Origin of the sequence: Pseudoflavonifractor sp. MSJ-30, assembly GCF_018918045.1 — a bacterium.
Taxonomy (GTDB): Bacteria; Bacillota; Clostridia; order Oscillospirales; family Oscillospiraceae; genus Faecousia.
In genome coordinates this window covers 1-21,814 of the sequence record NZ_JAHLPU010000054.1, presented here as the reverse complement: position 1 = coordinate 21,814, position 21,814 = coordinate 1, and the positions used below count along the sequence as shown (strand labels likewise).

Annotated in this window: 24 protein-coding genes; 5 read left to right on the top strand and 19 right to left on the bottom strand. The window is 59.6% G+C overall.

All coding sequences use genetic code 11. The annotated features are described in order from the left end of the window. Positions 1-12 precede the first annotated feature (12 nt). The 10 genes from uvrC to KQI10_RS08855 all read right to left on the bottom strand — a co-directional run bounded on the left by uvrC (position 13) and on the right by KQI10_RS08855 (position 9,484). Positions 13-1,839: an excinuclease ABC subunit UvrC gene (gene uvrC, locus KQI10_RS08900; protein ID WP_216567071.1), complete on the bottom strand. Its 1,827-nt coding sequence runs from the start codon at positions 1,837-1,839 to the stop codon at positions 13-15. Positions 1,840-1,911: 72 nt separating this feature from the next. Beyond that, complete coding sequence (locus KQI10_RS08895; protein ID WP_216567070.1) at positions 1,912-2,172, bottom strand: HPr family phosphocarrier protein; 261 nt, start codon at positions 2,170-2,172, stop codon at positions 1,912-1,914. A 128-nt stretch (positions 2,173-2,300) separates the two neighbouring features. Next, a complete protein-coding gene (locus tag KQI10_RS08890; RefSeq protein WP_216567069.1) occupies positions 2,301-4,679 on the bottom strand; it encodes an endonuclease MutS2 in 2,379 nt (792 codons plus the stop codon). After that, positions 4,676-5,446, bottom strand: a complete 771-nt coding sequence (gene recO, locus KQI10_RS08885; RefSeq protein ID WP_216567068.1) for a DNA repair protein RecO — start codon at positions 5,444-5,446, stop codon at positions 4,676-4,678. The genes KQI10_RS08890 and recO overlap by 4 nt, the downstream gene beginning before the upstream one ends. Further along, a complete protein-coding gene (locus KQI10_RS08880) occupies positions 5,397-5,540 on the bottom strand; it encodes a hypothetical protein (protein ID WP_216567067.1) in 144 nt (47 codons plus the stop codon). Before KQI10_RS08880 ends, recO begins: the two co-directional genes overlap by 50 nt. Before the next feature lie 69 nt (positions 5,541-5,609). Continuing rightward, positions 5,610-6,497 carry a GTPase Era gene (gene era / locus KQI10_RS08875; RefSeq protein ID WP_216567066.1) on the bottom strand — a complete coding sequence of 296 codons (888 nt, stop codon included), beginning with the start codon at positions 6,495-6,497 and terminating at the stop codon, positions 5,610-5,612. A 13-nt stretch (positions 6,498-6,510) separates the two neighbouring features. After that, the gene (ybeY, locus tag KQI10_RS08870) at positions 6,511-7,011 is read right to left on the bottom strand and encodes an rRNA maturation RNase YbeY (RefSeq protein ID WP_216567065.1); all 501 of its coding nucleotides are present in this window, start codon (positions 7,009-7,011) and stop codon (positions 6,511-6,513) included. Then, positions 7,001-8,023 carry a PhoH family protein gene (locus KQI10_RS08865; RefSeq protein WP_216567064.1) on the bottom strand — a complete coding sequence of 341 codons (1,023 nt, stop codon included), beginning with the start codon at positions 8,021-8,023 and terminating at the stop codon, positions 7,001-7,003. The genes ybeY and KQI10_RS08865 overlap by 11 nt, the downstream gene beginning before the upstream one ends. After that, positions 8,007-9,206 carry a sporulation protein YqfD gene (locus tag KQI10_RS08860; protein WP_216567063.1) on the bottom strand — a complete coding sequence of 400 codons (1,200 nt, stop codon included), beginning with the start codon at positions 9,204-9,206 and terminating at the stop codon, positions 8,007-8,009. The genes KQI10_RS08865 and KQI10_RS08860 overlap by 17 nt, the downstream gene beginning before the upstream one ends. Continuing rightward, the gene (locus tag KQI10_RS08855; protein WP_216567062.1) at positions 9,203-9,484 is read right to left on the bottom strand and encodes a YabP/YqfC family sporulation protein; all 282 of its coding nucleotides are present in this window, start codon (positions 9,482-9,484) and stop codon (positions 9,203-9,205) included. The genes KQI10_RS08860 and KQI10_RS08855 overlap by 4 nt, the downstream gene beginning before the upstream one ends. Before the next feature lie 75 nt (positions 9,485-9,559). Here KQI10_RS08855 and KQI10_RS08850 point away from each other — a divergent pair, with 75 nt between their 5' ends. Genes KQI10_RS08850 through KQI10_RS08840 form a run of 3 tightly spaced genes read left to right on the top strand, consistent with a single transcriptional unit; the run spans position 9,560 to position 11,291 of the window. Then, entirely contained in the window at positions 9,560-10,543 is a 984-nt protein-coding gene (locus KQI10_RS08850; protein WP_216567061.1) for a hypothetical protein, read from the top strand. Next, complete coding sequence (locus tag KQI10_RS08845) at positions 10,522-10,731, top strand: hypothetical protein (protein ID WP_216567060.1); 210 nt, start codon at positions 10,522-10,524, stop codon at positions 10,729-10,731. The genes KQI10_RS08850 and KQI10_RS08845 overlap by 22 nt, the downstream gene beginning before the upstream one ends. A 14-nt stretch (positions 10,732-10,745) precedes the next feature. Beyond that, positions 10,746-11,291 (top strand): GNAT family N-acetyltransferase, encoded by a 546-nt coding sequence (locus tag KQI10_RS08840; RefSeq protein WP_216567059.1) that lies wholly within the window; start codon positions 10,746-10,748, stop codon positions 11,289-11,291. 145 nt (positions 11,292-11,436) lie between these two features. Here the strand turns inward: KQI10_RS08840 and ligA are convergent, their stop codons facing one another. The 8 genes from ligA to KQI10_RS08800 form a co-directional block, all read right to left on the bottom strand. Next, a complete protein-coding gene (gene ligA, locus KQI10_RS08835; RefSeq protein WP_216567058.1) occupies positions 11,437-13,410 on the bottom strand; it encodes an NAD-dependent DNA ligase LigA in 1,974 nt (657 codons plus the stop codon). Continuing rightward, the gene (yunB, locus tag KQI10_RS08830; protein WP_216567057.1) at positions 13,388-14,035 is read right to left on the bottom strand and encodes a sporulation protein YunB; all 648 of its coding nucleotides are present in this window, start codon (positions 14,033-14,035) and stop codon (positions 13,388-13,390) included. Before yunB ends, ligA begins: the two co-directional genes overlap by 23 nt. Before the next feature lie 30 nt (positions 14,036-14,065). Then, on the bottom strand, positions 14,066-16,453 hold the full coding sequence (locus KQI10_RS08825) for an ATP-dependent helicase (RefSeq protein ID WP_216567056.1): 2,388 nt from the start codon (positions 16,451-16,453) through the stop codon (positions 14,066-14,068). A gap of 83 nt (positions 16,454-16,536) precedes the next feature. Continuing rightward, a complete protein-coding gene (locus tag KQI10_RS08820) occupies positions 16,537-17,241 on the bottom strand; it encodes a SigB/SigF/SigG family RNA polymerase sigma factor (protein WP_216567055.1) in 705 nt (234 codons plus the stop codon). Then, complete coding sequence (spoIIAB, locus tag KQI10_RS08815; protein WP_216567054.1) at positions 17,238-17,669, bottom strand: anti-sigma F factor; 432 nt, start codon at positions 17,667-17,669, stop codon at positions 17,238-17,240. The genes KQI10_RS08820 and spoIIAB overlap by 4 nt, the downstream gene beginning before the upstream one ends. Further along, the gene (locus KQI10_RS08810) at positions 17,666-17,983 is read right to left on the bottom strand and encodes an STAS domain-containing protein (RefSeq protein WP_216567053.1); all 318 of its coding nucleotides are present in this window, start codon (positions 17,981-17,983) and stop codon (positions 17,666-17,668) included. The genes spoIIAB and KQI10_RS08810 overlap by 4 nt, the downstream gene beginning before the upstream one ends. Positions 17,984-18,105: 122 nt before the next feature. Beyond that, the gene (gene radA / locus KQI10_RS08805; protein WP_216567052.1) at positions 18,106-19,467 is read right to left on the bottom strand and encodes a DNA repair protein RadA; all 1,362 of its coding nucleotides are present in this window, start codon (positions 19,465-19,467) and stop codon (positions 18,106-18,108) included. 173 nt (positions 19,468-19,640) lie between these two features. Next, complete coding sequence (locus KQI10_RS08800) at positions 19,641-20,345, bottom strand: N-acetylmuramoyl-L-alanine amidase (protein ID WP_216567051.1); 705 nt, start codon at positions 20,343-20,345, stop codon at positions 19,641-19,643. 115 nt (positions 20,346-20,460) lie between these two features. Between KQI10_RS08800 and KQI10_RS08795 the strand changes: the two genes are divergently transcribed. Together KQI10_RS08795 and KQI10_RS08790 are read left to right on the top strand one after the other, a co-directional pair. After that, a complete protein-coding gene (locus KQI10_RS08795; RefSeq protein ID WP_216567050.1) occupies positions 20,461-20,907 on the top strand; it encodes a spore coat protein CotJB in 447 nt (148 codons plus the stop codon). 3 nt (positions 20,908-20,910) lie between these two features. After that, complete coding sequence (locus KQI10_RS08790; protein WP_216567049.1) at positions 20,911-21,507, top strand: manganese catalase family protein; 597 nt, start codon at positions 20,911-20,913, stop codon at positions 21,505-21,507. Positions 21,508-21,575: 68 nt separating this feature from the next. On the opposite strand, the gene KQI10_RS08785 is transcribed toward KQI10_RS08790, so the two are convergent. Beyond that, positions 21,576-21,814 (bottom strand): hypothetical protein (locus tag KQI10_RS08785; RefSeq protein ID WP_216567048.1); only part of this gene is annotated, 239 nt, incomplete at its 5' end.

Genomic DNA, 21,814 nt, shown 5'->3' with positions numbered 1-21,814 from the left:
GAATGACAGGTTTTATACCTGTTCCTGCTCCTTGTCCCGGAAATGCCGGTAGACCGCGTTGGCCGCGTCCTTCGGAAGCAGACGCTCCAGTTCCGGCAGCGTGGCCTGAGATATGGCGGTCAGGGATTTGAACTGCCGCAGCAGCTCCTGCTTCCGCTTGGGGCCGATGCCCGGAATGCCGTCCAGCTCGGAATAGTGCAGCCGCTTGCTGCGCAGCTGCCGGTGGTAGGTGATGGCGAAGCGGTGGGTCTCCTCCTGAATGCTGCCGATGAGGGAAAAAATCGCCTGATTGTTGTCGATGCGGATTTCCTGCCCCTGGGGCGTCACCAGCGCCCGGGTGCGGTGCCGGTCGTCCTTGACCATGCCGAATACGGGAAAGCTGAGTCCCAACTCCGTCAGGGCCGCCACCGCCACGTTGGCATGGTTCACGCCGCCGTCGATGAGCAGCAGATCCGGCGGCACGTCAAAGCCCTTGTCCCCTTCCTTGTAGTGGGCAAAGCGGCGCTTCACAACCTGGTGCATGGAGGCGTAGTCGTCCTGATCCGTCAGGCCCTCTACCTTGAAGCGCTTGTAGTCGCTTTTCCGGGGGCGGCCGTCCTGAAAGACCACCATGCTGGCCACGATGTCCGTGCCTGAGATATTGGAGATATCGAAGGACTCCATGCGGCCGGGGGTGGGGATGGAGAGCATTTTGCCAAGCGTTACCAGCGTCGCGTTCAGCCGCTCCTCCTTGTCCGTCAGCCGCTGGGCCTCTTCAAAGGCGTTTTTGTTGGCCAGCTCCACCAGGCGCATATTGTCACCCTTCTGGGGGACGCGGATCTTGCTGCGGCGGCCATACTGCTGCTCCATGAGCTGGGAGAAAAGCTCGCTGTCCTCCAATTCAAAGGGCAGCAGCACGATTTTCGGTGCCAGACCCCGGCTGAGGTAATACTGCTTCATCAGGCTGGAGACGGCCTCCTGCCTGTCCTCCGGCACCGGGAACACATCGTAGTCCTTGTCCAGCAGGTTGCCGCCGCTGAAATGCAGCACGGCAAAGCAGGCCTTGGCCTCGGTCTCGCCGTAGCCCACTACATCCGTATCCGCCAGGGAGCCGGCAGTGACCAGCTGCTTCTGCCCCAGGGATTCTACGGCGTTCAGCCGGTCCCGCAGGGCCGCCGCCACCTCAAATTCCAGATTGTCCGCGGCGGAGAGCATACTGGCTTTGATCTCCTCCGCCACGCTTCTGTAGTTCCCCTTCAGCAGCTGCCGGGCCTGTTCCATGCGCTGCCGGTAGGCAATGGCGCTGACGGACGTCTGGCACCAGCCCTCGCACTGGTTCATGTGGTAGTTCAGGCAGGGCCGGTCCTTGCCGATGTCTCTGGGAAAGACCTTGCCGCATCCCGGCAGCTTCAGGGTCAGCCGGATGGCCTCCAGCAGATTGTGGGTCACGCCCCGGCTGCCGTAGGGGCCGAAATACTCCGCGCCGTCATCAGCGATCTTGCTGACAATGGTGATGGTGGGGTAGATATCCTTTCTGTTGAGCCTTAAATAGGGATAGCCCTTGTCGTCCTTCAGAAGGATATTGTATTTTGGCATATAGCGCTTGATCAGGGAGCATTCCAGCACCAGCGCCTCAAATTCGCTGGCCGCCACAATGGTATCGAAATGGTGGATTTTGCTCACCATCATTTTTGTCTTGGGGGTGTGGGATGCCGTGTCCTGAAAATACTGGCTCACCCGGTTTTTCAGCTTCTTGGCCTTGCCCACATAGATGACCTTGTCCGTTTTGTCCCGCATGATGTATACGCCGGGGGCGTAGGGCAGGGACAGGGCTTTTTCCTTCAATTCGTCAAATGTCATTGGCTTCTCCCAAAGAAGAGCCGCCTCTGCGCAATCGGACAGAGGCGGCCGGTGATGTGTTACGCGAAAGGATCAATAAACGTCCCGCTGGAGCAGAGCGTCCAGAGCGGTCACAGCGGCTTCCTCGTCCGTGCCAACGGCGCTGAGGGTGACGGTGGAGCCGGAGATAATACCCAGGGACATGATGCCCAGCAGGCTCTTGGCGTTCATCTTCCGATTGCCGGATTCCAGCCAGATGCTGCTTTCAAATTCGTTCGCCTTCTGAACGAAGTATGTAGCCTGCTTGTTGTGCAGACCGGATTCGCAGCGAACAACAACTTCCTTGCTATACATAACAAACACTCCTTTTCATCGTGCCGGTCAGAAGCACGATGGGTCTGGAAATATAATACCTTTTTTTCCTGTGAATGTCAACCAATTCCTGAAAAAGTCCCAGGGGGAAACAGCATAAATTTGGATAATTATGCAAATTCCGCAATGGTAACTCCGTCTTCGCCTTCGCCATACTGTCCAAGACGGAACTTTTTCACGAATTTGTTTTTCTTGAGGTCCTGCTGCACCGCGGCCCGCAGGGCGCCGGTGCCCTTGCCGTGGATAATGCGCACGGAGCTTAGCTTGGCCCGCATGGCCTCGTCCAGATACCGGTCCAGCACGCAGATGGCCTCCACGCAGTCCATGCCCCGCAGATCGATTTCCGTAGGCATGGCGGTCATCTTCATCTCCCGGCCGGAGTGCTTGGGGCGGCCGCCCTTTTCCACATAGGGATTCTCGTTTTCCAGCAGGTAAACTTCCTCCGGCTTGGCGGTCATCTTCAGGATGCCTGCCTGGAGCTGGTAGGTGCCGTCCTTGTTGATGGCCAGAACGCTGGCTCTGGTGCCCAGCTTCAGCAGCTCTACGGTATCCCCCACCAGAATGCCCCGGGTCGCCTTGGGGCGTTCCTTTTTGGGGGCCTGGGCACGGATTTTGTCCTCGGTCTCGTTCAGCACCCGGCGCAGCTCCGCCTGACGCTGGTTGATGCCGGTGGTGTCGGCGCTTGTCTCCAGCTGCCTGCGCAGAGCCTTCAGCTCCTCGGAGGCGGCGTTGGCGGCGGCTCTGGCCTCCTCAATAATGCCCTGGGCCTCCCGGCGGGCGGACTCCATGGCCTTGTCCTTCTCCTTCTGGAGCTGGAGGTTGTATTCCTCGCTCTGCTGCTTGATCTTTGCCGTCTCCTGCTTCAGGCGTTCGGCCTCCAGTCTGGCAGCTTCCATCTGCTGCCGCTGCTGCTCCAGCTGGGAGATTACGTCCTCAAAATCCTTGTCGCTCTTGCCTACCAGGTCGTTGGCCTCCTTGATGATGTCCTCCGAAAGCCCCAGCTTGCGGCAGATGGCAAAGGCGTTGGATTTGCCGGGGATGCCGATAAGCAGCCGGTAGGTGGGCTGAAGAGTTTCTACATCGAACTCGCAGCTGGCGTTGATGACGCCTCTGGTGCGCATGGCGTAGAGTTTCAGCTCGGCGTAATGGGTGGTCGCCACCACCCGGGAGCCCATTTTCCGGCTGAATTCAATCAGGGCAATGGCCAGAGCCGCGCCCTCAGCGGGGTCTGTACCTGCGCCCAGCTCATCGTAGAGGACCAGTGTTCTGCTGTCACACTGGGCCACCACGTCTACGATGGTGCGCATATGGCCGGAGAAGGTGGACAGGCTCTGGGCAATGGACTGCTCGTCACCGATGTCCGCCAGAATGGCGTCAAAGGTAGAGAGCGTGCTGCCGTCTCCCGCGGGCACATGGAGGCCGCACTCGGCCATGAGCGTCAGCAGACCGATGGTTTTCAGGGTCACGGTCTTGCCGCCGGTGTTGGGGCCGGTGATAATCATGGTGTCAAAATCGGAGCCCAGTCGCAGGGAGATGGGCACCACCTTTTTGGGGTCGATCAGTGGGTGCCGGGCGTTGCGCAGCTCTACCCTGCCCTGGTCGTTCATAATGGGAGCCCAGGCCCGCATCCGGTAGGCCAGTTTTGCCTTGGCGAAAATCACGTCCAGCCGGATGAGCATTTCCACATCCAGCCGGATGTTCTCGGCGTAGCCAGCCGCCTCGGCGGACAGCTCGGCCAGAATGCGCTCGATCTCCTTCTTCTCCTTGATTTCCAGTTCCCGCAGGGCGTTGTTGGCGTTGACGGCGGACATGGGCTCCACGAAGTAAGTAGACCCCGTGGCGGACACGTCGTGGACCATACCGGGTACATCGTTTTTACACTCGGACTTCACAGGCACCACATACCGGCCCTGCCGGATGGTGATAATCGGCTCCCGCAGGAATTTTGCGTAGGCAGGTGAGGAAATCACCTTCTGCAGGCTGTCCCGGATCTTGCCGGACTGAATGCGCATGTGGCGGCGGATATCCGCCAGCGCGGAGGACGCCGTATCCGCGATCTCCTCTTCGGAGAGAATGGCCCCGAAGATCTTGTCCTCCAGGTACTTGTTGGGCGTCAGGGCATCAAACAGAGGGTCCAGCACCGTTTTCGGGTCGTCCTCGGACACATAGCCCTTGATGGTTCTGGCGCAGCGCAGCACCCCGGCGATCCGCAGCAGTTCAACAGGCTGCAAGCTGCCGCCGCGGTCCGCCCGCTCCAGGCTGGCGGATACGTCCATAACGTCGGCAAAGGTGGGGTTTCCCTTCCGGGCGCAGAGGTCCGAGGCCGCGGTGGTTTCCGCCAGCAGCTCCCGCACCGTGTCCAGGTCGGAATCCGGCGTCAGCGCCAGACAGGCCGCCTTGCCGCCCTCGCTTCCGGCGCATTGGGAAAGCATGGTAAGCACCTGTCCCAGCTCCAGCTTGGACAGGGATTTTTCATATAATTCCGTCATGTTTTTTCTCCTAGGTCGTAAGATCCCGCAAACAGGGACTTATAAAAATCCAACGCGGAAAACCCGTGCTCCAGCTGGGTCTGTAAGTACCCTTCGGTGAGAGAACTCAGAGCCGCCATGGCCCCGTCCCCCAGCCGGAAGGCAAACAGCCGTTTTGGGCCGCACAGGCAGATGTAACGCATGGCCTCCAGCATCTCCGGCGCTACCGGCACCCGGATGCCGGAGGATTCCGGATCCCGGCAGGTCCGGCATTCCAGCTGGCCCTGGGAAAGGTCAAACCGGTCCGGGGTCTGGCTGCCGCAGACGTGGCAGCCGAAGAGTTCCGGCGTATAGCCCGCCAGACAGGCGGCGCGCAGTTCAAACACAGCCTTCACCTGGCTCTCCGGCAGATTCAACCGGGAAAGCGCGTAGAGACTGTTCAGAAGCAGAGCCTGAAGCTCCGGATTCGGCATGTCCTCCTGAGAGAGCAGCTCCGTCACCTGGGCGAAATAGCTGCCCAGAGACAGCTTCGTCAGCTCCCGCCGGAGGCCCTGGAAAAGCTCCAGGGCGTGGGCCTCGTTGATGGTGTATTTTCCTCTGTACTCAAACAGGGTGAATTCCCCGTAGGCAAGCAGCTGGCAGGGGGCGACCAGCGGACTGTTTTTCCGCCGCAGGCCCCGGGCTTTGATGGTCAGCTTGCCGTAATTCTGGGTCAGAACCGTCAAGAGGGCGTCACGGTCATTGAAGTCCGTCACCCGCAGGACGATGGCCCGAACCGTCAGATACATGGTGTTCCTCCTGACGCAGGCTCTGGGTATAGAGCAGATAGGCTTCCGGCGCGCCGGTTTCCAGAAAAAGCTTCCAGTAGTCCGAAGACAGCATGGTCATCCCTCCCGCGGGTAGCTTTTGCGGGATGCGGGTGCCGTAGTCTGGAAAATCTTGGCTTCTTTTTTACTCCCGATAGCCGAAATTCTTCACAAGGAAATCGCTGTCCCGCCAGTTTTCCTTGACCTTGACCCAGGTGGTCAGGTAGACCTTGGTGCCCATGAACTTTTCGCAGTCCTGGCGGGCCAGGGTGGAGATTTTTTTCAGCATCTGGCCCTGCTTGCCGATGATAATGCCCTTGTGGCTGGCCTTTTCGCAGTAGATGGTGGCGTCCAGGTCGATGACGCCACTGTCCCGTTCGGAGAACTTTGTAATCTCCACGGCGGTGCCGTGGGGGATCTCCTTATCCAGACACCACAGCAGCTTTTCCCGGATGATCTCCGCCATGACCTGCCGCTCTGGCTGGTCGGTGGTCACGTCCTCCGGGAACAGGAAGGGGCCCTCCTGGGCGTACTTGCCGCACAGGCGCAGCAGTTCCTCCACCCCGTCGCCGGTTTTGGCGGAGATGGGGACGATGTCGTCGAACTTGGCGGCCTGAGAATACCTGGCGATGACCTCCAGCAGAGTATCCTTCTCCACGGTATCGATCTTATTGATGACCAGAATGGCGGGGCAATGGCTTGCCTGAATTTTCTGGATCAGGCTCTCCTCCTGGGGGCCGATGGAGGCGATAGGCTCCACCACCAGCAGCGTCAGGTCCACATCGGCGATGGACTCCTGGGCCACGTTTACCATATAGTCGCCCAGCTTGGTCCTGGCCTTGTGAAAGCCCGGGGTGTCTACAAACACATACTGGGTGTCGCCCCTTGTGACAATGCCGCAGATGCGGTTCCGGGTGGTCTGGGGCTTGTTGGAAACAATGGCGATCTTCTCGCCTACCAGATAGTTTGTCAGTGTAGACTTGCCCACATTGGGCCGCCCGCAGATGGTGATCATAGCGGTTTTTGTCTTCATAGTCTCTCCTTTGTCAGTCCCGGCTCATGCCCGGAATCTCCGAAGCGATGGCCTCTTCTCTCGCGCGCATCTGCCGCTTCTGGGGGCCCTCGTCCATATGGTCATAGCCCAGCAGATGCAGCATGGAGTGAATGGTCAGATAGCCCACCTCCCGGCGGGTGGTGTGGCCGAACTCTTTTGCCTGGGCCATGGCCCGCTCCAGGGAGATGCACATATCCCCAAGGGGCACCATACCCGTTTCCGGATCCTCGTATTCCGTCCAGTCGGCGGGCAGTTCCCCGGGAGCAAGCTCAAACATGGGGAAGCTCAGCACATCCGTGGCGCTGTCGATATGCCGGGAGGTCTTGTTGATTTCCCGGATGCCCGCGTCGTCGGTCACAAGGACATTGATCTCGCACTTGACCGGAACGCCTTCGGCTTTCAGGACGGCGTTGATGCAGGTGCGGATATTGGCGGCGATCACCAGACGCTGCACGCCACCCTGCTGGAATACCAGATTGATCTTATTTCTCATTGGTTCTCTTCCTTTGATACCGTCCCTGGAAGGTGCGGGGCGGGTTATTTTCAGGCTTTGCGGCCTTTTCGTAAGCGTTGATGATCCTCTGCACCAGAGCGTGGCGAACCACATCGGCGGAGGTCAGGCGGCAGATGGCGATGTCCTCCACCCCATCCAGCACCCGCACCGCGTCCTTCAGACCGGAAACCTTGTCGGCGGGCAGGTCGATCTGGGTCACGTCGCCGGTGATGACGATTTTGGAGCCGAAGCCCAGGCGGGTCAGGAACATTTTCATCTGCTCCCGGGTGGTGTTCTGGGCCTCGTCCAGAATGATAAAGCTGTCGTCCAGGGTCCGGCCCCGCATATAGGCCAGCGGGGCCACTTCAATGGAGCCCCGTTCCTGGTATTTCTGGAAGGTCTCCGCCCCCAGCATATCGTACAGGGCGTCGTACAGCGGCCGCAGGTAGGGGTCCACCTTGTTCTGCAAATCCCCGGGCAGGAAGCCCAGCCGCTCCCCTGCCTCCACGGCGGGCCGGGTCAGGATGATCCGGTTCACGGTCCGCTCCCGGAAGGCGGCAACGGCGGCGGCAACGGCCAGGTAGGTTTTGCCGGTACCCGCAGGGCCTACGCCGACGGTAATGGTCTTTTTCTGGATGGCCTTCATGTAGTTCTGCTGGCCCACGGTCTTGGCCTTAATGGGCTTTCCCTTGGCGGTGATGCAGACCACATCCCTGGCGATTTTGGCGATCTGATCTTCATTGCCCTCGCTGACCAGGGTGATGAGGTAGCGCACCCGCTGCTCGTCAATGGTTTCCCCCTTGGCGGCCAGCTGCAAAAGGGCTTCCAGTGCGCGGACGGCCTTGTCCGCCATTTCCTCGTCGCCGGTGACCTTCAGGTCGTCGCCCCGGCTGACAATGCGCACGCCCAGAGCCTCTTCAATCCGGCGCACGTTTTCATCGAAGGAGCCGAACACGGTGATCAGATCCTCCACCCGGTCGGCGTTTACGATTCTCTCAACTTCCTTGCTCATTGGTCTCTCCTGTCTGTTCCCGCACAGTGACGCCGATGGACTCCAGGCAGCTGTAGCGTCCGGAGAACACATAGGCATTCTTCTGGCGGGTCATGGTTTCCGAAGCATTCAGGATGCTGCCCGCGATCATGGCAGAGCGCAGGTAGTCCCTGGAAAAGGTCTGAAGATGGCCGCGGACGCCGTCTTCCGGCAGCGTGTTCCGGGCAGTCTCCCAGACCGAACAGGTATCCACTGCCAGACGCACCGGCAGCTGAAAGCCGCCCGGCAGGGTCAGCGGATACTCCCGATACATTCTACCACATTCCATACCTGAAATTCCACTACCAAACCACAATTTTATCCGTTTTTTTCCGAAAAGAATGCTGACACGCCGCTCTGTTCTCAGCAGGCGTACCCTTTGGAGACTGGTTTGGGGCAGAACGGCCTGAATTTCCCGGGCCGTATAGGCCATGGCCTCCCCTTTTGCCCGCTGGGCCAGCACCACATTTCCGCAGTCCGTGTAGCCGGAGATCAGAACCTGCCCCCGCTCCACCGCCTGTCCGGGCGCGCAAAGCGCCGTGCCCCGGGTGACCAGAAGACTTTTGAGGACCCCGTCCCGGGAAGCCGCAAGGCTTGCGACGCCGGCTTCCTCCGGCTCCATGGCAGGGGCGGGCTGCTTTTCCGCCACGGAGATCACCGCCACGCAGCCGCTGGTATTGACCCCCGCCCATTTGAGTTCCGGAATGGCTCCGAGCAGGGCGTTTTTGATCTTTTCGCTGCGGATGGCCCGGCGGTCAGCGCCGAAGGAAAGGCCGCAGTCCTCCGCCGCCGCCAGAATCTGCCGGGCGGGTACGGTCTTGTTGCCGCTGATCCGGATAAAAAGAACCCTTGTGGGGAGAACCAGTTGGGTACAGAACAAAAACAGCAGCCCCAGCAGCAAAACCGGCCTGCGGGCAAGGGCGCGAAAGCGCCAGTATATCCCCTGCCGCCGCAAAACCGTCAGTTTCTCTCCCCGCCTGTCCGTCAGGTTTTTCAGCCTCCGGAAGCTGCCGGCGGACACCCGGAACCGGAGCCGGAGGGCATCCTCCGGCAGGACATCCCACAGGACGATGCCTGCCCCGGCAATGGCGTCCATGGCTCCGGGGCCGTCGGCGGTAAGCAGTTCCGCCTCCAGACAGCCTTCCAGCGAGCGCCACAGCTTCATGGCCGCCTCCTGCACAGCTGGATGCTGTCCACGGTGCCGGCGACCACCAGCTGTCCCTGACTCATGCGGGCAAGCTCCAGACCGCGGCCGCAGACCAGCAGTTCCCCGTAGCTCACCTTCACGCCGATGCGCTCCCGGCTGTACTGGGTCACGCCCCGGTGATTCTCAATCAAAACCTGCCGGTCTCCGGTGAGCTCCAGCAGGCTCTGGCCCGGCAGCGGCTCTCCCGGCAGGTCCCCCGCCAGAAGGTCCATAAATTTTTCCTTTCCCTGCTTCACCGCATCCGCCCCCTTTGTGCAAGGGTATGTATGGAAAGCGCCCGACTTGCATAGATTCTTCCGAGGTGATGCTTTGTGGGCGTGCTACTGGCGCTGGGGATGCTGGGCATGATCCTGGACGGAAAAACAGCCATGCAGGGGGCCAGCCAGGGGGTGGAGCTGTGCCTGACGGCGGTGATCCCTTCTCTGCTGCCCTTCCTGTGCCTTTCCATGCTGCTGACCGCCCGGCTTATGGGGCGAAAGCTGCGGATATTATCCCCCATCGGAAAGCTGTTCGGCCTGCCGAAGGGGGCGGAATCGCTGCTGATCCCCGCACTGCTGGGGGGATACCCCGCCGGGGCCGCCTGCGTTGCCCAGGCTGTACACCGGGGACAGCTGAAGCGGCGAGACGGGGAAATCCTGCTGGGTTTCTGCAATCTGCCGGGGCCGGCTTTTTTGTTCGGCATTGTGGCCCGGCAATTTGCGGATCCCTTTGCCGGAGCCATGCTGTGGTTCTGCGCCCTGTTCGGCGCCTGGGCTGCCTCCCGGCTTCTGCCCAAAAGAGCCGATTCCGCGGAAACGACGGGCGCAACCGCCACGGACCCCCTTGGTCAGGCCGGGGCAGCTATGGGAAAAATCTGCGTGACGGTAATCCTTTTCCGGACCATGCTGAGCTTTCCCGATACCTATCTGCGTCTGGACGGCCCTTTACAGACGGCGGCGGCGGGCTTTCTGGAGCTGACCAACGGCTGCTGCGCGCTGCGAAGCGTTCCTTCGGAAAGCGTCCGTTTTCTGCTGGCAGCGGGGATGGTGTCCTTCGGCGGGGTATGCGTCGGAATGCAGACCGCCTTCGTCTGTCCGGGGCTTGGTCTGCGGTACTATTGGCTTGGAAAGCTGTTCCAGACGTTCTTTTCCCTGCTCCTGGGGTGGCTGATTCTGCGGAAAGCCCTCTTTTTCATGGGGATTGCCATGGCGGTCCTGATTTTTCTTCCCCGGAAGGTAGCTTTTTGGAGCGGCAGGGTGTATAATGGCCTCAAACATCCATCCGGGAGGAAATTATGCTTTTCCGAAAGAAAATAGACAGAGCCTGCGCCTACTGCAAGCACGGCGTGGCCCTGTGTGATGATCAGATTCTCTGCGTCAAGAAGGGGGTCCGCGCGCCGGACAGCTTCTGCCGCCGGTTCCAATATGACCCCTTCAAGCGTATTCCGGCCAAACCCAAGGCCATGGATTTCAGCCGGTACAACGAGGACGATTTTTCCCTGTAAAGGAGAGCGAAACCATGCGATATGAGAAAACGCTGCCTTTGCGGGACGGCCGCGCTCTGCGTATCCGGAATGCGGAGGTCAGCGACGCCCAGGGCATTCAAAATCTCTTTACCCTGACCCACAGCCAGACGGACTATCTGCTGTCCTACGCGGATGAGCACAGCTATGATCTGGAGCAGGAAGCGGCGTTCCTGAAACGGCTGCTGGAAAGCGACGGGGAGATCATGCTCCTGTCCGAGGTGGACGGCGTTCTCTGCGGCTGTGCCAGTGTCTGCGCCGTGGGCAGAAAATACAAGGTCCGCCACCGGGCCGAATTTGGTATCAGTATCGATGAAGGTTTCTGGGGCCTCGGCATCGGCAAGGCCATGACCCAGGCGGCTATTGCATGCGCAAAGCTGGCCCACTACACCCAGCTGGAGCTCAGCGTGGTCGCGGACAATGAACGGGCCGTGTCCATGTATCATAAACTCGGCTTTGTGGAGTTCGGCAGGAATCCCAAAGGTTTCCTTTCCCGGTTCTCCGGTTACCAGACGCTTGTAGAAATGCGGCTGGAGCTGTAATTTAAGACTCACAGGGGACGATGCCCACATCGTCCCGAAGCCAGATCAGCAGAAACGCACGTTGGAACGTACCGCTCTGTTATTGAAGCCTCGGGACGATGAAGGCATCGTCCCCTGTATTTTTTATCAGGCAAAGGAACCTTTGTTACGAAAGCATCTCCAAAAACTCGTCCTCTGTGAGAACCGGGATGCCAAGCTCCCGGGCTTTGCGCTCCTTGGAGCCTGCGTTTTCTCCCGCCACCACAAAGCTGGTCTTTTTCGAGACAGAGCCGGATGCCTTGCCGCCGAAAAGCTCGATTTTCTCCGTGGCCTCTTCCCGGGTGAAGCGGGTCAGAGCGCCGGTGAGCACAATGGTCTTCCCGGCGAACCGGGTATCGGTCACAACGCGCTTGCTCTCAAAGTTCACCCCGGCCTCCTTCAGCCGCCGGAGCATATGCCGGGACTGGGGCTGGGCGAACCACTCGTAAATGCTCCGCGCGGTCACTTCACCGATATCCGGCACCTGGGTCAGCTCTTCCAGGCTGGCGTCCATAAGCGTTTCCAGGCTGCCGAAGTAGGATGCCAGACTTTTTCCGGTCTTGGCCCCCACCTGCCGGATGCCCAGGGCGAAGATCAGCCGGGAAACGTCCTGCTGCTTGCTGGCCTCAATGGCGCTGAGCAGCTTCTGGGCGGCTTTTGTGCCGGACTTCCAGAGCCCCGCAAGCGCATCCAACGTCAGATAGTAGATATCCGCCGGGGAGTGAATGGCCCCTTTTTCAATAAGGCTGTCCACAATGGCGCTGCCCAGCCCCTCAATGTCCATGGCGTCCCGGCTGACAAAGTGGGCGATGTTCCGGCTCAGCTGGGCGGGGCACTCCGCGCCGGTGCAGCGCAGAAAAGCCCCATCCTCGTCCCGTTCCACGGCCGCACCGCAGACCGGGCATTTTTTCGGCAGAAAATAGGGCTGCGCCCCCTCCGGCCGTTTGGAAAGGTTCACTTCCAGAATTTCCGGGATGATCTCCCCGGCCTTGCGGATGCGCACCGTGTCCCCCACCCGGATATCCAGCCGGGAGATAAAGTCCTGATTGTGCAATGTGGCGTTGGTGACGGTGGTTCCCGCCAGACGCACGGGAGCGACCACCGCCTTGGGCGTCAGCACGCCCGTGCGGCCCACCTGCACCACAATGTCCTCCACAAGGGTTTCCTTCTCCTCAGGCGGGTATTTGTAGGCCACGGCCCACCGGGGGAATTTGGCGGTGGCCCCCAGAAACTCCCGGGCGGCCAGATCATCCAGCTTGATGACGGCGCCGTCAATATCACAGCTGAGCTTCCTCCGCTCCTTGTTGATGCGGGTGACCTCGGCATGAATTTTTTCTCTGTCGGAGAGGCACTTGTAGGGAATGACCTTAAAGTGCAGAGACTTCAGATATTCCAGAGTCTCCACATGGCTGGAAAAGGTCTTCCCCTCCGCCAGTTGTACATTGAACACCAAAATGTCCAGCTTTCGCCTGGCGGTCACCTTGGTGTCTTTTGTTCGTACCGAGCCAGCCGCTGCATTCCTGGGATTGGCAAAGGTTTTCTCCCCATTCTCCTCCAATGTTTCATTCAGGGTTTGAAATGCCTTTTTGGGCATAAATACCTCGCCACGAACGATGAGCCGAGCAGGTGCGTTTTCCAGAGTCATAGGAATGGAGCGGATGGTTTTCAAATTTTCCGTCACATCCTCGCCCACAACACCGTTTCCACGGGTTGCCCCTCTCACAAACTGCCCATTTTCATATTCCAAAGCCACGGACAGGCCGTCAATCTTCGGCTCCACGGAGAAGGACGCGCCGGGCACGGCTTCCTGGGTGCGGGCCAGAAAATCGTCCAGCTCTTCCATGCTGAACACATCCTGCAGGCTCATCAGGGGCACCGCATGGGTGACCTCATCAAAAGTGCTCACCGCCTGCCCTCCTACCCGCTTGGTGGGAGAATCCGGCAGCGCCAGCTCCGGATTGGCCTTTTCCAGATCCTCCAGCTCCCGCAGCAGGCGGTCATATTCAAAGTCGGGCATGGTGGGGTCGTCCAGCACATAGTACCGGTAGCCCGCTTCGTTTAAGAGCCTGGTCAGCTCCTCAATTCTCTGTTTGGGTTCCATAAATGCCTCCTGTGTTCAAAAACGTACCGGGGACCTCCCCGACAATCACGGTCTCCGCCACAACGACCTCGCTGGTGATGGAAAAGCTCTCCGTCTGGCCCAGCACCAGAATGCTGGCGTCCACGTGAACCTCCATAACGAGCCTGTGCAGCGTCTGGTTGATGCCCGCCTGCTGGAAGCGGCTTTCAAAGGTGGCGTCCGAATTGCGGATGGACAGAACATGCACCGGGATGGAAAAGCCCTTCCCGGCGAAAAGCTCGGGAAAAAACAGGCTGCCGATGGGAATGCCGATTTTTGCCGTGTCCCAGGACAGAATTTCCTGATTCATCAGATCCAGAATCTCCGTCTTCATCCGGTTGACTTCCAGAATATTGGTCTTCATGGCCGTGATCCGGCCGTTTAAGTCCTTTTCAAAGTAGACGATGCGGTCATAGGCCACGCTGTCCCGGCTCAGCTGCTCGGTCAGGGCATCGTTGGTCAGATCGGAGGTGGCGTTTTTAATCTGGGTCTGGGCCAGCTCCCGCAACAAAGGACGGTAGTGGCTGCGAAATATCAGAAAAAGTCCCAGCGCCGCCGCAAGAATCAGCAGCAGACGCGCCAACCAACGAATCAGAAAACGCCGCAAGCCTCGCACCCCCTGGGGCAAGGGTATGCGTCAGAGCTTCTTCATATGCGCCCCGGCGGCCTTTGCCATGAGCTTTTTGGTGCCGATGTCGTCAAAGGTCACTTCCAGCAGAGCGTCGCCGCCCATTTTCGTGACGGAGATCACCATGCCCTTGCCGAAGGCCGCGTGCATGACCATGTCGCCCTTGCTGAATTCCGGCATTGGGGCGCTGGGGGCCGTCTGGGCCCGGATGGCGGAGGAGAGATAGCTGCTTCCTTTGGCGATCCGCTTTTCATAGCTCTCCCGCCGGGTCTCCTGTACCTGGGGACGGTAGCCGCCCCGCTTGACGATACAGTTTTCCGGGATTTCCCGCAGAAACCGGGAGGGCAGCGCCGAGGCCGTGCGGCCATAGATCATACGCATTCTGGCGTGGCTGATGGTCAGGGATTTCTTGGCCCGGGTAATGGCCACATAGCACAGCCGCCGCTCTTCCTCCATCTCATCCCGGTCACCGATGGCCCGCATACCGGGGAAAAGCCCGTCCTCAAAGCCAACCAGGAACACATGGGGGAATTCCAGTCCCTTGGCAGAGTGGATGGTCATCATGACCACGGCGTCGTCCCCCTCGTTGTACTGCTCCAGGTCGGTGTACAGGGAGATCTCTTCCAGAAAGCCCGACAGGGTCGGTTCCGTGGTGTTGGCAAGGTAGGACTGAATGCTGGATTTCAGTTCCTTTACGTTTTCCAGCTTGGTCTTGTTCTCCTCCGTGGGCTTGGACAGGAGCATATCGGCATAGCCCGTGCGGAGCAGCAGTTCGTCATAGAATTCCGGCAGACTCATGCCGTTTGCCAGAAGGCCCGCCAGCTCCTCGATCAGCGCGGAGAATTGCAGCAGCTTCTGGGCCGCCTTTTCCAGAGGGCCGTAATTATAGGGGTCGCAGACCACCTCGTAGATGCTCTTTCCCTCGGCTTCGGCCAGCTTCTGAACGGTTTCAATGGTCTTGGCCCCCAGCCCTCTGGGGGGATTGTTGATGATCCGATTCAGGCGCAGATCGTCCGCCCGGTTGTTGATGACGCACAGATAGGACAGCATGTCCTTGATTTCCGCCCGCTCGAAGAAGCGCATGCCGCCGATGACCCGGTAGGGAATGCCGTTGCGCTTCAGGGCATATTCCAGAGAGTTGGACTGGGCGTTGGTCCGGTACAGAATGGCATAATTCCTGAAGTCATGGCCCCTGGACTTGGAGAGAATCTGGCTGGCCACGAAATTGCCCTCGGCCCCTTCGTTTTCCGCCTCGTATACCAGAATCGGTTCTCCCGTGCCGTTGTCCGTCCAAAGGTGCTTGCCCTTCCGGCCCTCGTTGTGGGCAATGACGGCGTTGGCCGCGTCCAGAATGGACTGGGTGGAGCGGTAGTTCTGCTCCAGCCGGATCACCCTTGCCCCGGGGTACTGCTCCTCAAAGGAGAGAATGTTTTCAATGGTAGCGCCCCGGAAGCGGTAAATGCTCTGGTCGTCGTCGCCCACCACACAGATGTTCCGCCGGGACCCTGCCAGCAGCTCCGTCAGCAGGTACTGGACGTGGTTGGTGTCCTGGTACTCGTCCACCAGAACATAGTGGAATTTCCGCTGATAGTATTCCCGGACCTCCTGATCCTGCTGCAAAAGTTTTACCGTCACATAGAGAATGTCGTCAAAATCCAGGGCGTTGTTGTCCTTCAGACGCTTCTGATAGATGCCGTAGACTCTGGCGATCTGGACAATGCGGTAATCCGAGGCGCTCCGGCTGTCCTCTTCCATCTCCTCCGGGGAGATGAGCCGGTCCTTCTGGCGGCCGATGACGCTGAGCACATACCGGGGAGGATAGGTCTTGTCGTCCAGTCCCTGATCCCGCAGAATTTCCTTCATAAGCCGTTCGGAGTCTGAGGCATCGTAAATCGTAAAGCTGGAGGTATAGCCGCAGCGGTCTATGTATCTGCGCAGAATGCGGCAGCAGGCGGCGTGGAAGGTCATGGCCCAGATATCCTCGGCGCTGGCCCCCAGCATATTGGAAAGCCGCTCCTTCATCTCTCCGGCGGCCTTGTTGGTAAAGGTAATGGCAATAACGTTCCAGGGGTTGGCAGGCTCCAGCGCGCAGAGCCAGTCCGCCCGGTCCGTCTGCTCCTGCGTGGGGTCCGCGGGGAGATTTTCCAGAAAGGCCACATCCTCATCCCGGACAAAATCCGGAATCTTGGTCCCCTCGGAGCCACGGCCATAGCGCAGAATGTTGGCGATCCGGTTGATGAGCACCGTAGTTTTGCCGCTGCCCGCGCCCGCCAGCAGCAAAAGAGGCCCCTCGGTGGTCAGCACCGCCTCCCGCTGCATGTCGTTGAGCATGGAAAAACGGGAAGCAATGTAGTTCCGCCGGGCGGCCAAAAATCGGGAATCCAGTTCATTATTCATAGAAGCACCTGTCATTTCTGTTTGTCTTGTCGATGCCTCTTATTTTACCGCAAACACCCTCAAAAAGCAAGGCGCAACTTGCCTTACCCAATCTTCTCCCGCAGCATTTCAAGGGCTTTTCGTTCCACCCGTGAGACCTGAACCTGACTGATGCCCAGGATGGACGCTGCGCGCTGCTGGGTCAGGCCATGGAAATACCGCAGGGCGATGACCTGCCTTTCCCGCTCCGGCAGGGCTTTTACCGCCTGCCGCAGAGCAATTTTTTCCACCATGCGCTCTTCGGACTCTGTGTCTGTCAGGACGCTTTCCAGTGTGAAGCCCTCCTCGCCGGTCTCCCGGTAGATGGACTCCGTGGCGGCGGTGGCGGTTTCGGCCATGGCGATTTCTTCCGGGGATAGCCCCGTCTCCGCGGAGAGCTCCGAAAGGGTCGGCTCCCGGTTCAGGCGGGCAGTCAGCCGGCCGCGGGCCGCTTTAACGGAGGCGGACTGCTCCTTGAGCCCACGGGAGACCTTTACCGTGCCGTCGTCCCGGAGAAACCGCCGGATCTCCCCGGCGATTTTCGGCACGGCATAGGTGGAGAACTGGGTGCCGAAGGACGGGTCGAAGCCCTCCACGGCCTTCAGAAACCCCAGACAGCCCAGTTGGTAAAGGTCCTCCAATTCCGTGCCCCGGCCCTGAAACTGGCGGGCCACCGCCCAGATGAGCCCCGCGTTATCCGTGACCAGCTGCTCCCCTGCCTGGGCATCCCCGGCCTGGGCCCGGGCAATCAGCTCCTCGGGGACGCTCATTGGCGGCGCTGCAGCTTCCGGCGCATATGTACGCTGGTCCCCCGCCCCTCCGCGGAGGTGATTTCCAGACTGGTCATGAAGCTCTCCATTATGGTAAAGCCCATGCCGCTGCGCTCGGCCCCGCCGGTGGTGAAGCTGGGCCGCCGGGCCTGCTCCACATCCGGGATGCCCACGCCCTTGTCTTTGATGACGATGTCCAGCACATTGTCCTTGAGGATCCGGCAGCGCAGGGTGATGATGCCCAGCTTGTCCGGATAAGCGTGTACAATGCAGTTGGTAACGGCCTCGGACACCGCCGTGCGGATATCCCCCAGTTCCTCAAGAGTCGGGTCCATCTGGGCCGCGAAGCAGGCCACGGCGCTGCGGGCAAAAGCCTCGTTGCAGGATTTGCTGGGGAATTCCAAAATCATATAGTTTCCGAATTTCATGATACCGCCTCCCGAATCTCCACGAGCTTGTCAAGCCCCGATGCCCGGAATACCCGCATGGGCTGGGGGGAAATGCCGGTGAGCAGCAGCTTCCCCTCAATCTGGCTCATGCTGCGCAGGGCGTTGATCACAACGGCAATGCCGGAAGAATCCACAAAGGTCACGTCCCGGAAGTCCAGTACGCAGATCTCCGGCATATAAGTCTCGATTTTGGCGGCGATGACCTGAATGTAGGCCTTGGCGCAGTGGTGGTCGATTTCCCCGGTCAGGGCAATGGTCAGCTTGTCCCCTTCCTGGAAACTAGTGAAATGCATGGTAAACTCCTCCTTTGTATTTGCTGCTTTCAGTATAGCGGCACAGCTGCGCACTTCCTGTCGGAATTGCTTCCGGGCATAAAAAAACGTGCCGGAGAATCCTCCGACACGTATCGTTTCTGTTACAGCGCCACCTCAATGGCTTCCCGCAGGTTGCGGACCCGGTAGACGGTCAGCCCTTCCGGAATATCCAGCTTTTCCGAGCCGCCTCTGGGAATGACGCACTTTTTGAAGCCCAGCCGGGCAACTTCCCCCAGACGCTGGTTCAGGTGGGAAACCGACCGGATCTCCCCTGTCAGGCCCACTTCACCGATGGCGGTCAGATCGTCGGCGATGGGCGCGTCTCTGTAGGAAGAAGCCACCGCCAGCACCACAGGCAGGTCCGCCCCGGGCTCATCCAGCCGCAGGCCGCCGATGACATTGATATAGGCGTCAAATGCCCCCATCCGCAGCCCCGCCCGCTTCTCCGCCACAGCCAGAAGAAGCATCATGCGGTTGAAGTCGAAGCCGTCGGAGGCCCGCCTTGGCACATTGGCCATGGTCTTGGCGACCAGCGCCTGAACCTCCGCCAGTACGGGGCGGGTGCCCTCCATGACGCAGGCCACGCAGGTGCCGCTGGCGCCCTCCGGCCGGCCGTCCAGAAGCATCTGGGAAGGGTTCGGAACCTCCTCCAGGCCGCTTTCCATCATTTCAAAGACCCCGATCTCGTTGGTGGAGCCAAATCGGTTTTTGGCCGCCCGGAGAAGCCGGTAGGAGGAATTGGGGTCGCCCTCAAAATACAGCACGCAGTCCACCATGTGCTCCAGAACCTTTGGCCCGGCGATGTTGCCGTCCTTGTTGATGTGGCCCACCACAAACACCGTAATGCCCTGGGATTTGCTCAGCTGCATCATGGTCATGGTGCAGTCCTTCACCTGAGAGACGCTGCCGGGAGAGGATTCATTTTCCTCCCGGTAGAGGGTCTGGATGGAGTCGATCATGAGAATATCCGGCTTCAGTTCCTCCACAGCCTCCAGAATGTCCGAAAGCCGGGTCTCGGAGAGAATGTACAGGGATTCCGGGGCAACCCCCAGCCGCTGGGCCCGGAGCTTCAGCTGCCGCTCGCTTTCCTCGCCGGAGACATAGAGCACGCTGCGCCCGGCACAGAGACTGTTGCAGATCTGCAGCAGCAGCGTGGATTTGCCGATGCCGGGCGCGCCGCCCACCAGCACCAAAGACCCCGCTACCGCGCCGCCGCCCAGAACCCGGTCCAGCTCCCCCATACCCGTGGAGAAGCGGATCTCCCCGTCGGTGGTCACGTCCTGAATGCGCTGGGGCCTCCGGCTCTGGCCCACGGGGCTGGACTTTGCCTTGCCCGGAGCCGCAGGCTTTTCAATATGTTCTTCAAAGGTGTTCCAGGCCCCGCAGGCCGGACATCTGCCCTGCCATTTGGGGCTTTCGTTTCCGCAGTTGGTGCAGAAAAATACGGTTTTTGCCTTTGCCATGGTATCTGTCTCCGATTCTCAGGGAAGTTCTGATGAAACCGGCAGGAGCTGGCAGCGGGAGATTCTGCTTTTTTACCGCAGACCGGGGAGAAAAAATCCGCTGTCCTGCCGCCGATGATTTACTCAGAGTTTCCTCAGCGTTTCCGCTATTATACCAAAGCAGACGCCATGGGTCAACCCGGATTTGCGCATACCGCCGCGCCGATGACCGCCGCCAGTGCCTTCTGATAGTCCGGGCTTGCCAGATGCCTTTCCTCTTCGGGATTGGAGAGAAAACCGCACTCAACAAGAATGGCCTGCTTCCGGCTTTTTTCCATAAGATAAATACCCCTGGCGGCCTTCGTCTTCCGGTGGCTGCCGGGATTCAGCGTGGAAACCAGCGCCGCCTGTACGGCGTCCGCCAATAGCTTGCTGCCGTCCGCAGCCCCATAGAACACCTGTGCCCCGCTGTACTGGGATTGGCTGAAATAGTTCTGGTGAATGCTCACAAGGACGCCGCCTTCCGTCTCGTTGACCAGCCGCACCCGGTTTTTCAGATCGTCCACCTTTTTCTGGGCGATGGTCTCCCCTTTTTTATAGATCGCCGTATCCGTCCGGCGGACCATAAGGGTTTTGCAGCCAAGAAAATGCAGCATATCCTCCAGCCGCAGGGCAATTTCCAGATTGTAGCCGCTTTCCAGACGGCCGGTACAGGAGGTAGCCCCGCCGTCCTCGCCGCCGTGCCCGGCATCGACGATTATGGTGCGGGCGCGTTTTATGGGCACCCGGTCCGAAATGGCGGAAACAGCCTGCTCTCCGCCCCAAATTCCTGCCGCCAGAAGTCCCAGAATCAGGCAGGCGCACAATGCCAACCGCGCTGCCACAAGCAATTTTCCCATGGAAACCACCCCTCAATACCATACGCCCGGGCCGCCGCTCTATGCACACGCGGAAGAAAAACGCATAGTATGACCCGGAATCACTTTTCCAAATAGAATTCGAGGGGGAATTCCATTGAATGCCAACAAAAACCGCGTGAACTTTGGGGAAGGCCGCCTGCCGGCCATGGCCCCTCTGGCCAATCCCTATGTGCCCTTCCAGATTGAAGGGCCGGTACGTTATGAGCCCCGGAAGGCTATGGTCCGGGGTACACTGTACCCCGGGCTGGACCTGCCCTTTATGGGCATGGCAAATCAGAACAATCTGCCGGTAACGCCCCTGTCCGAGGTGCAGGTTTTAGCCTTTGCCGTCCAGGAACTGGCGCTGTATCTGGACACCCACCCGGAAGATCTGGAGGCCCTGGAGCTGTACCGGCAATATCAGGAGCTTTACCGGAAATGCGCCCAGGCCTATCAGGCGGACAGACGCCCGCTGAACCACACCACGCCGGGCCGGGACAGCGAATACGCCTGGCTGGACGATCCCTGGCCCTGGGAATTTGCCGCGAATAAGGGGGAATAAGCCATGTTTCAATATGAAAAGAAGCTCCAATACCCGGTCCGAATCCAACGCCCCAATCCCCGGCTGGCGAGCATCATCATCTCCCAGTACGGCGGCCCCGACGGCGAGCTTGGCGCCAGCCTCCGCTACCTCTCCCAGCGCTACTCCATGCCCTTTGACGAGCTGAAGGGACTTTTGACGGATATCGGGACCGAAGAGCTGGGGCACCTGGAAATGATCGGGGCCATCGTCCATCAGCTGACCCGGAATCTGAAGGACAATCAATTCCGTGACCCGGCCTTTGCGCCCTATTTCGTGGACCACACCGTAGGGGTCTATCCCGCGGCGGCGGCAGGCTTCCCCTGGAATGCCGCGTCCATGGCCGTCAAGGGTGACCCCATCGCCGATCTGACAGAAGATCTCGCGGCTGAGCAAAAAGCCCGGGTGACCTATGACAACATTCTCCGCCTCAGCGACGACCCGGACGTAAACGACGTTATCCGCTTTCTGCGGGAGCGGGAAATCGTCCACTTCCAACGCTTCGGCGAGGGCCTGCAAAGACTGCGGGAGAAGCTGGACCAGAGGAATGTGTACTTTATGAATCCATCTATAGATCTATAAATTTAGCAACTTTCGGTTGCGTTATTGATTATTCGCAACAAACAGACATTATATAGCTCACTCTCGTCCTACTCAAACAACGGCAGCAATGTCATGGGCTCCAGCCTATTGCCTGTGGGCAGGGATGCATTTCCGTTTTCGTCCGGCCGGAGTACCAGGGCCCTGACCGTCTCCCCTGCCTCGTTTTCAATTTCCGTTATCCATCCGGAGAACTGCTTTCCTGCCGGGACGGTTACAACAGGGCACTGGATCTCGTTAGCGGAAGCGTCAAAGAAATCAGATTGCAGGACCGTGTCCCCGTTCCGGA

Coding starts and splice junctions, on each gene's coding strand:
- KQI10_RS08895 (WP_216567070.1), bottom strand. CDS start 2,172: ATGTATAGCAAGGAAGTTGTTGTTCGCTGCGAATCCGGTCTGCACAAC.
- KQI10_RS08825 (WP_216567056.1), bottom strand. CDS start 16,453: ATGAATAATGAACTGGATTCCCGATTTTTGGCCGCCCGGCGGAACTAC.
- uvrC (WP_216567071.1), bottom strand. CDS start 1,839: ATGACATTTGACGAATTGAAGGAAAAAGCCCTGTCCCTGCCCTACGCC.
- radA (WP_216567052.1), bottom strand. CDS start 19,467: ATGGCAAAGGCAAAAACCGTATTTTTCTGCACCAACTGCGGAAACGAA.
- KQI10_RS08890 (WP_216567069.1), bottom strand. CDS start 4,679: ATGACGGAATTATATGAAAAATCCCTGTCCAAGCTGGAGCTGGGACAG.
- era (WP_216567066.1), bottom strand. CDS start 6,497: ATGAAGACAAAAACCGCTATGATCACCATCTGCGGGCGGCCCAATGTG.
- KQI10_RS08800 (WP_216567051.1), bottom strand. CDS start 20,345: ATGGGAAAATTGCTTGTGGCAGCGCGGTTGGCATTGTGCGCCTGCCTG.
- KQI10_RS08840 (WP_216567059.1), top strand. CDS start 10,746: ATGCGATATGAGAAAACGCTGCCTTTGCGGGACGGCCGCGCTCTGCGT.
- ligA (WP_216567058.1), bottom strand. CDS start 13,410: ATGGAACCCAAACAGAGAATTGAGGAGCTGACCAGGCTCTTAAACGAA.
- KQI10_RS08860 (WP_216567063.1), bottom strand. CDS start 9,206: ATGAAGCTGTGGCGCTCGCTGGAAGGCTGTCTGGAGGCGGAACTGCTT.
- KQI10_RS08845 (WP_216567060.1), top strand. CDS start 10,522: ATGCTTTTCCGAAAGAAAATAGACAGAGCCTGCGCCTACTGCAAGCAC.
- ybeY (WP_216567065.1), bottom strand. CDS start 7,011: ATGAGAAATAAGATCAATCTGGTATTCCAGCAGGGTGGCGTGCAGCGT.
- spoIIAB (WP_216567054.1), bottom strand. CDS start 17,669: ATGAAATTCGGAAACTATATGATTTTGGAATTCCCCAGCAAATCCTGC.
- KQI10_RS08820 (WP_216567055.1), bottom strand. CDS start 17,241: ATGAGCGTCCCCGAGGAGCTGATTGCCCGGGCCCAGGCCGGGGATGCC.
- KQI10_RS08810 (WP_216567053.1), bottom strand. CDS start 17,983: ATGCATTTCACTAGTTTCCAGGAAGGGGACAAGCTGACCATTGCCCTG.
- recO (WP_216567068.1), bottom strand. CDS start 5,446: ATGTATCTGACGGTTCGGGCCATCGTCCTGCGGGTGACGGACTTCAAT.
- KQI10_RS08880 (WP_216567067.1), bottom strand. CDS start 5,540: ATGCTGTCTTCGGACTACTGGAAGCTTTTTCTGGAAACCGGCGCGCCG.
- KQI10_RS08865 (WP_216567064.1), bottom strand. CDS start 8,023: ATGAGCAAGGAAGTTGAGAGAATCGTAAACGCCGACCGGGTGGAGGAT.
- KQI10_RS08790 (WP_216567049.1), top strand. CDS start 20,911: ATGTTTCAATATGAAAAGAAGCTCCAATACCCGGTCCGAATCCAACGC.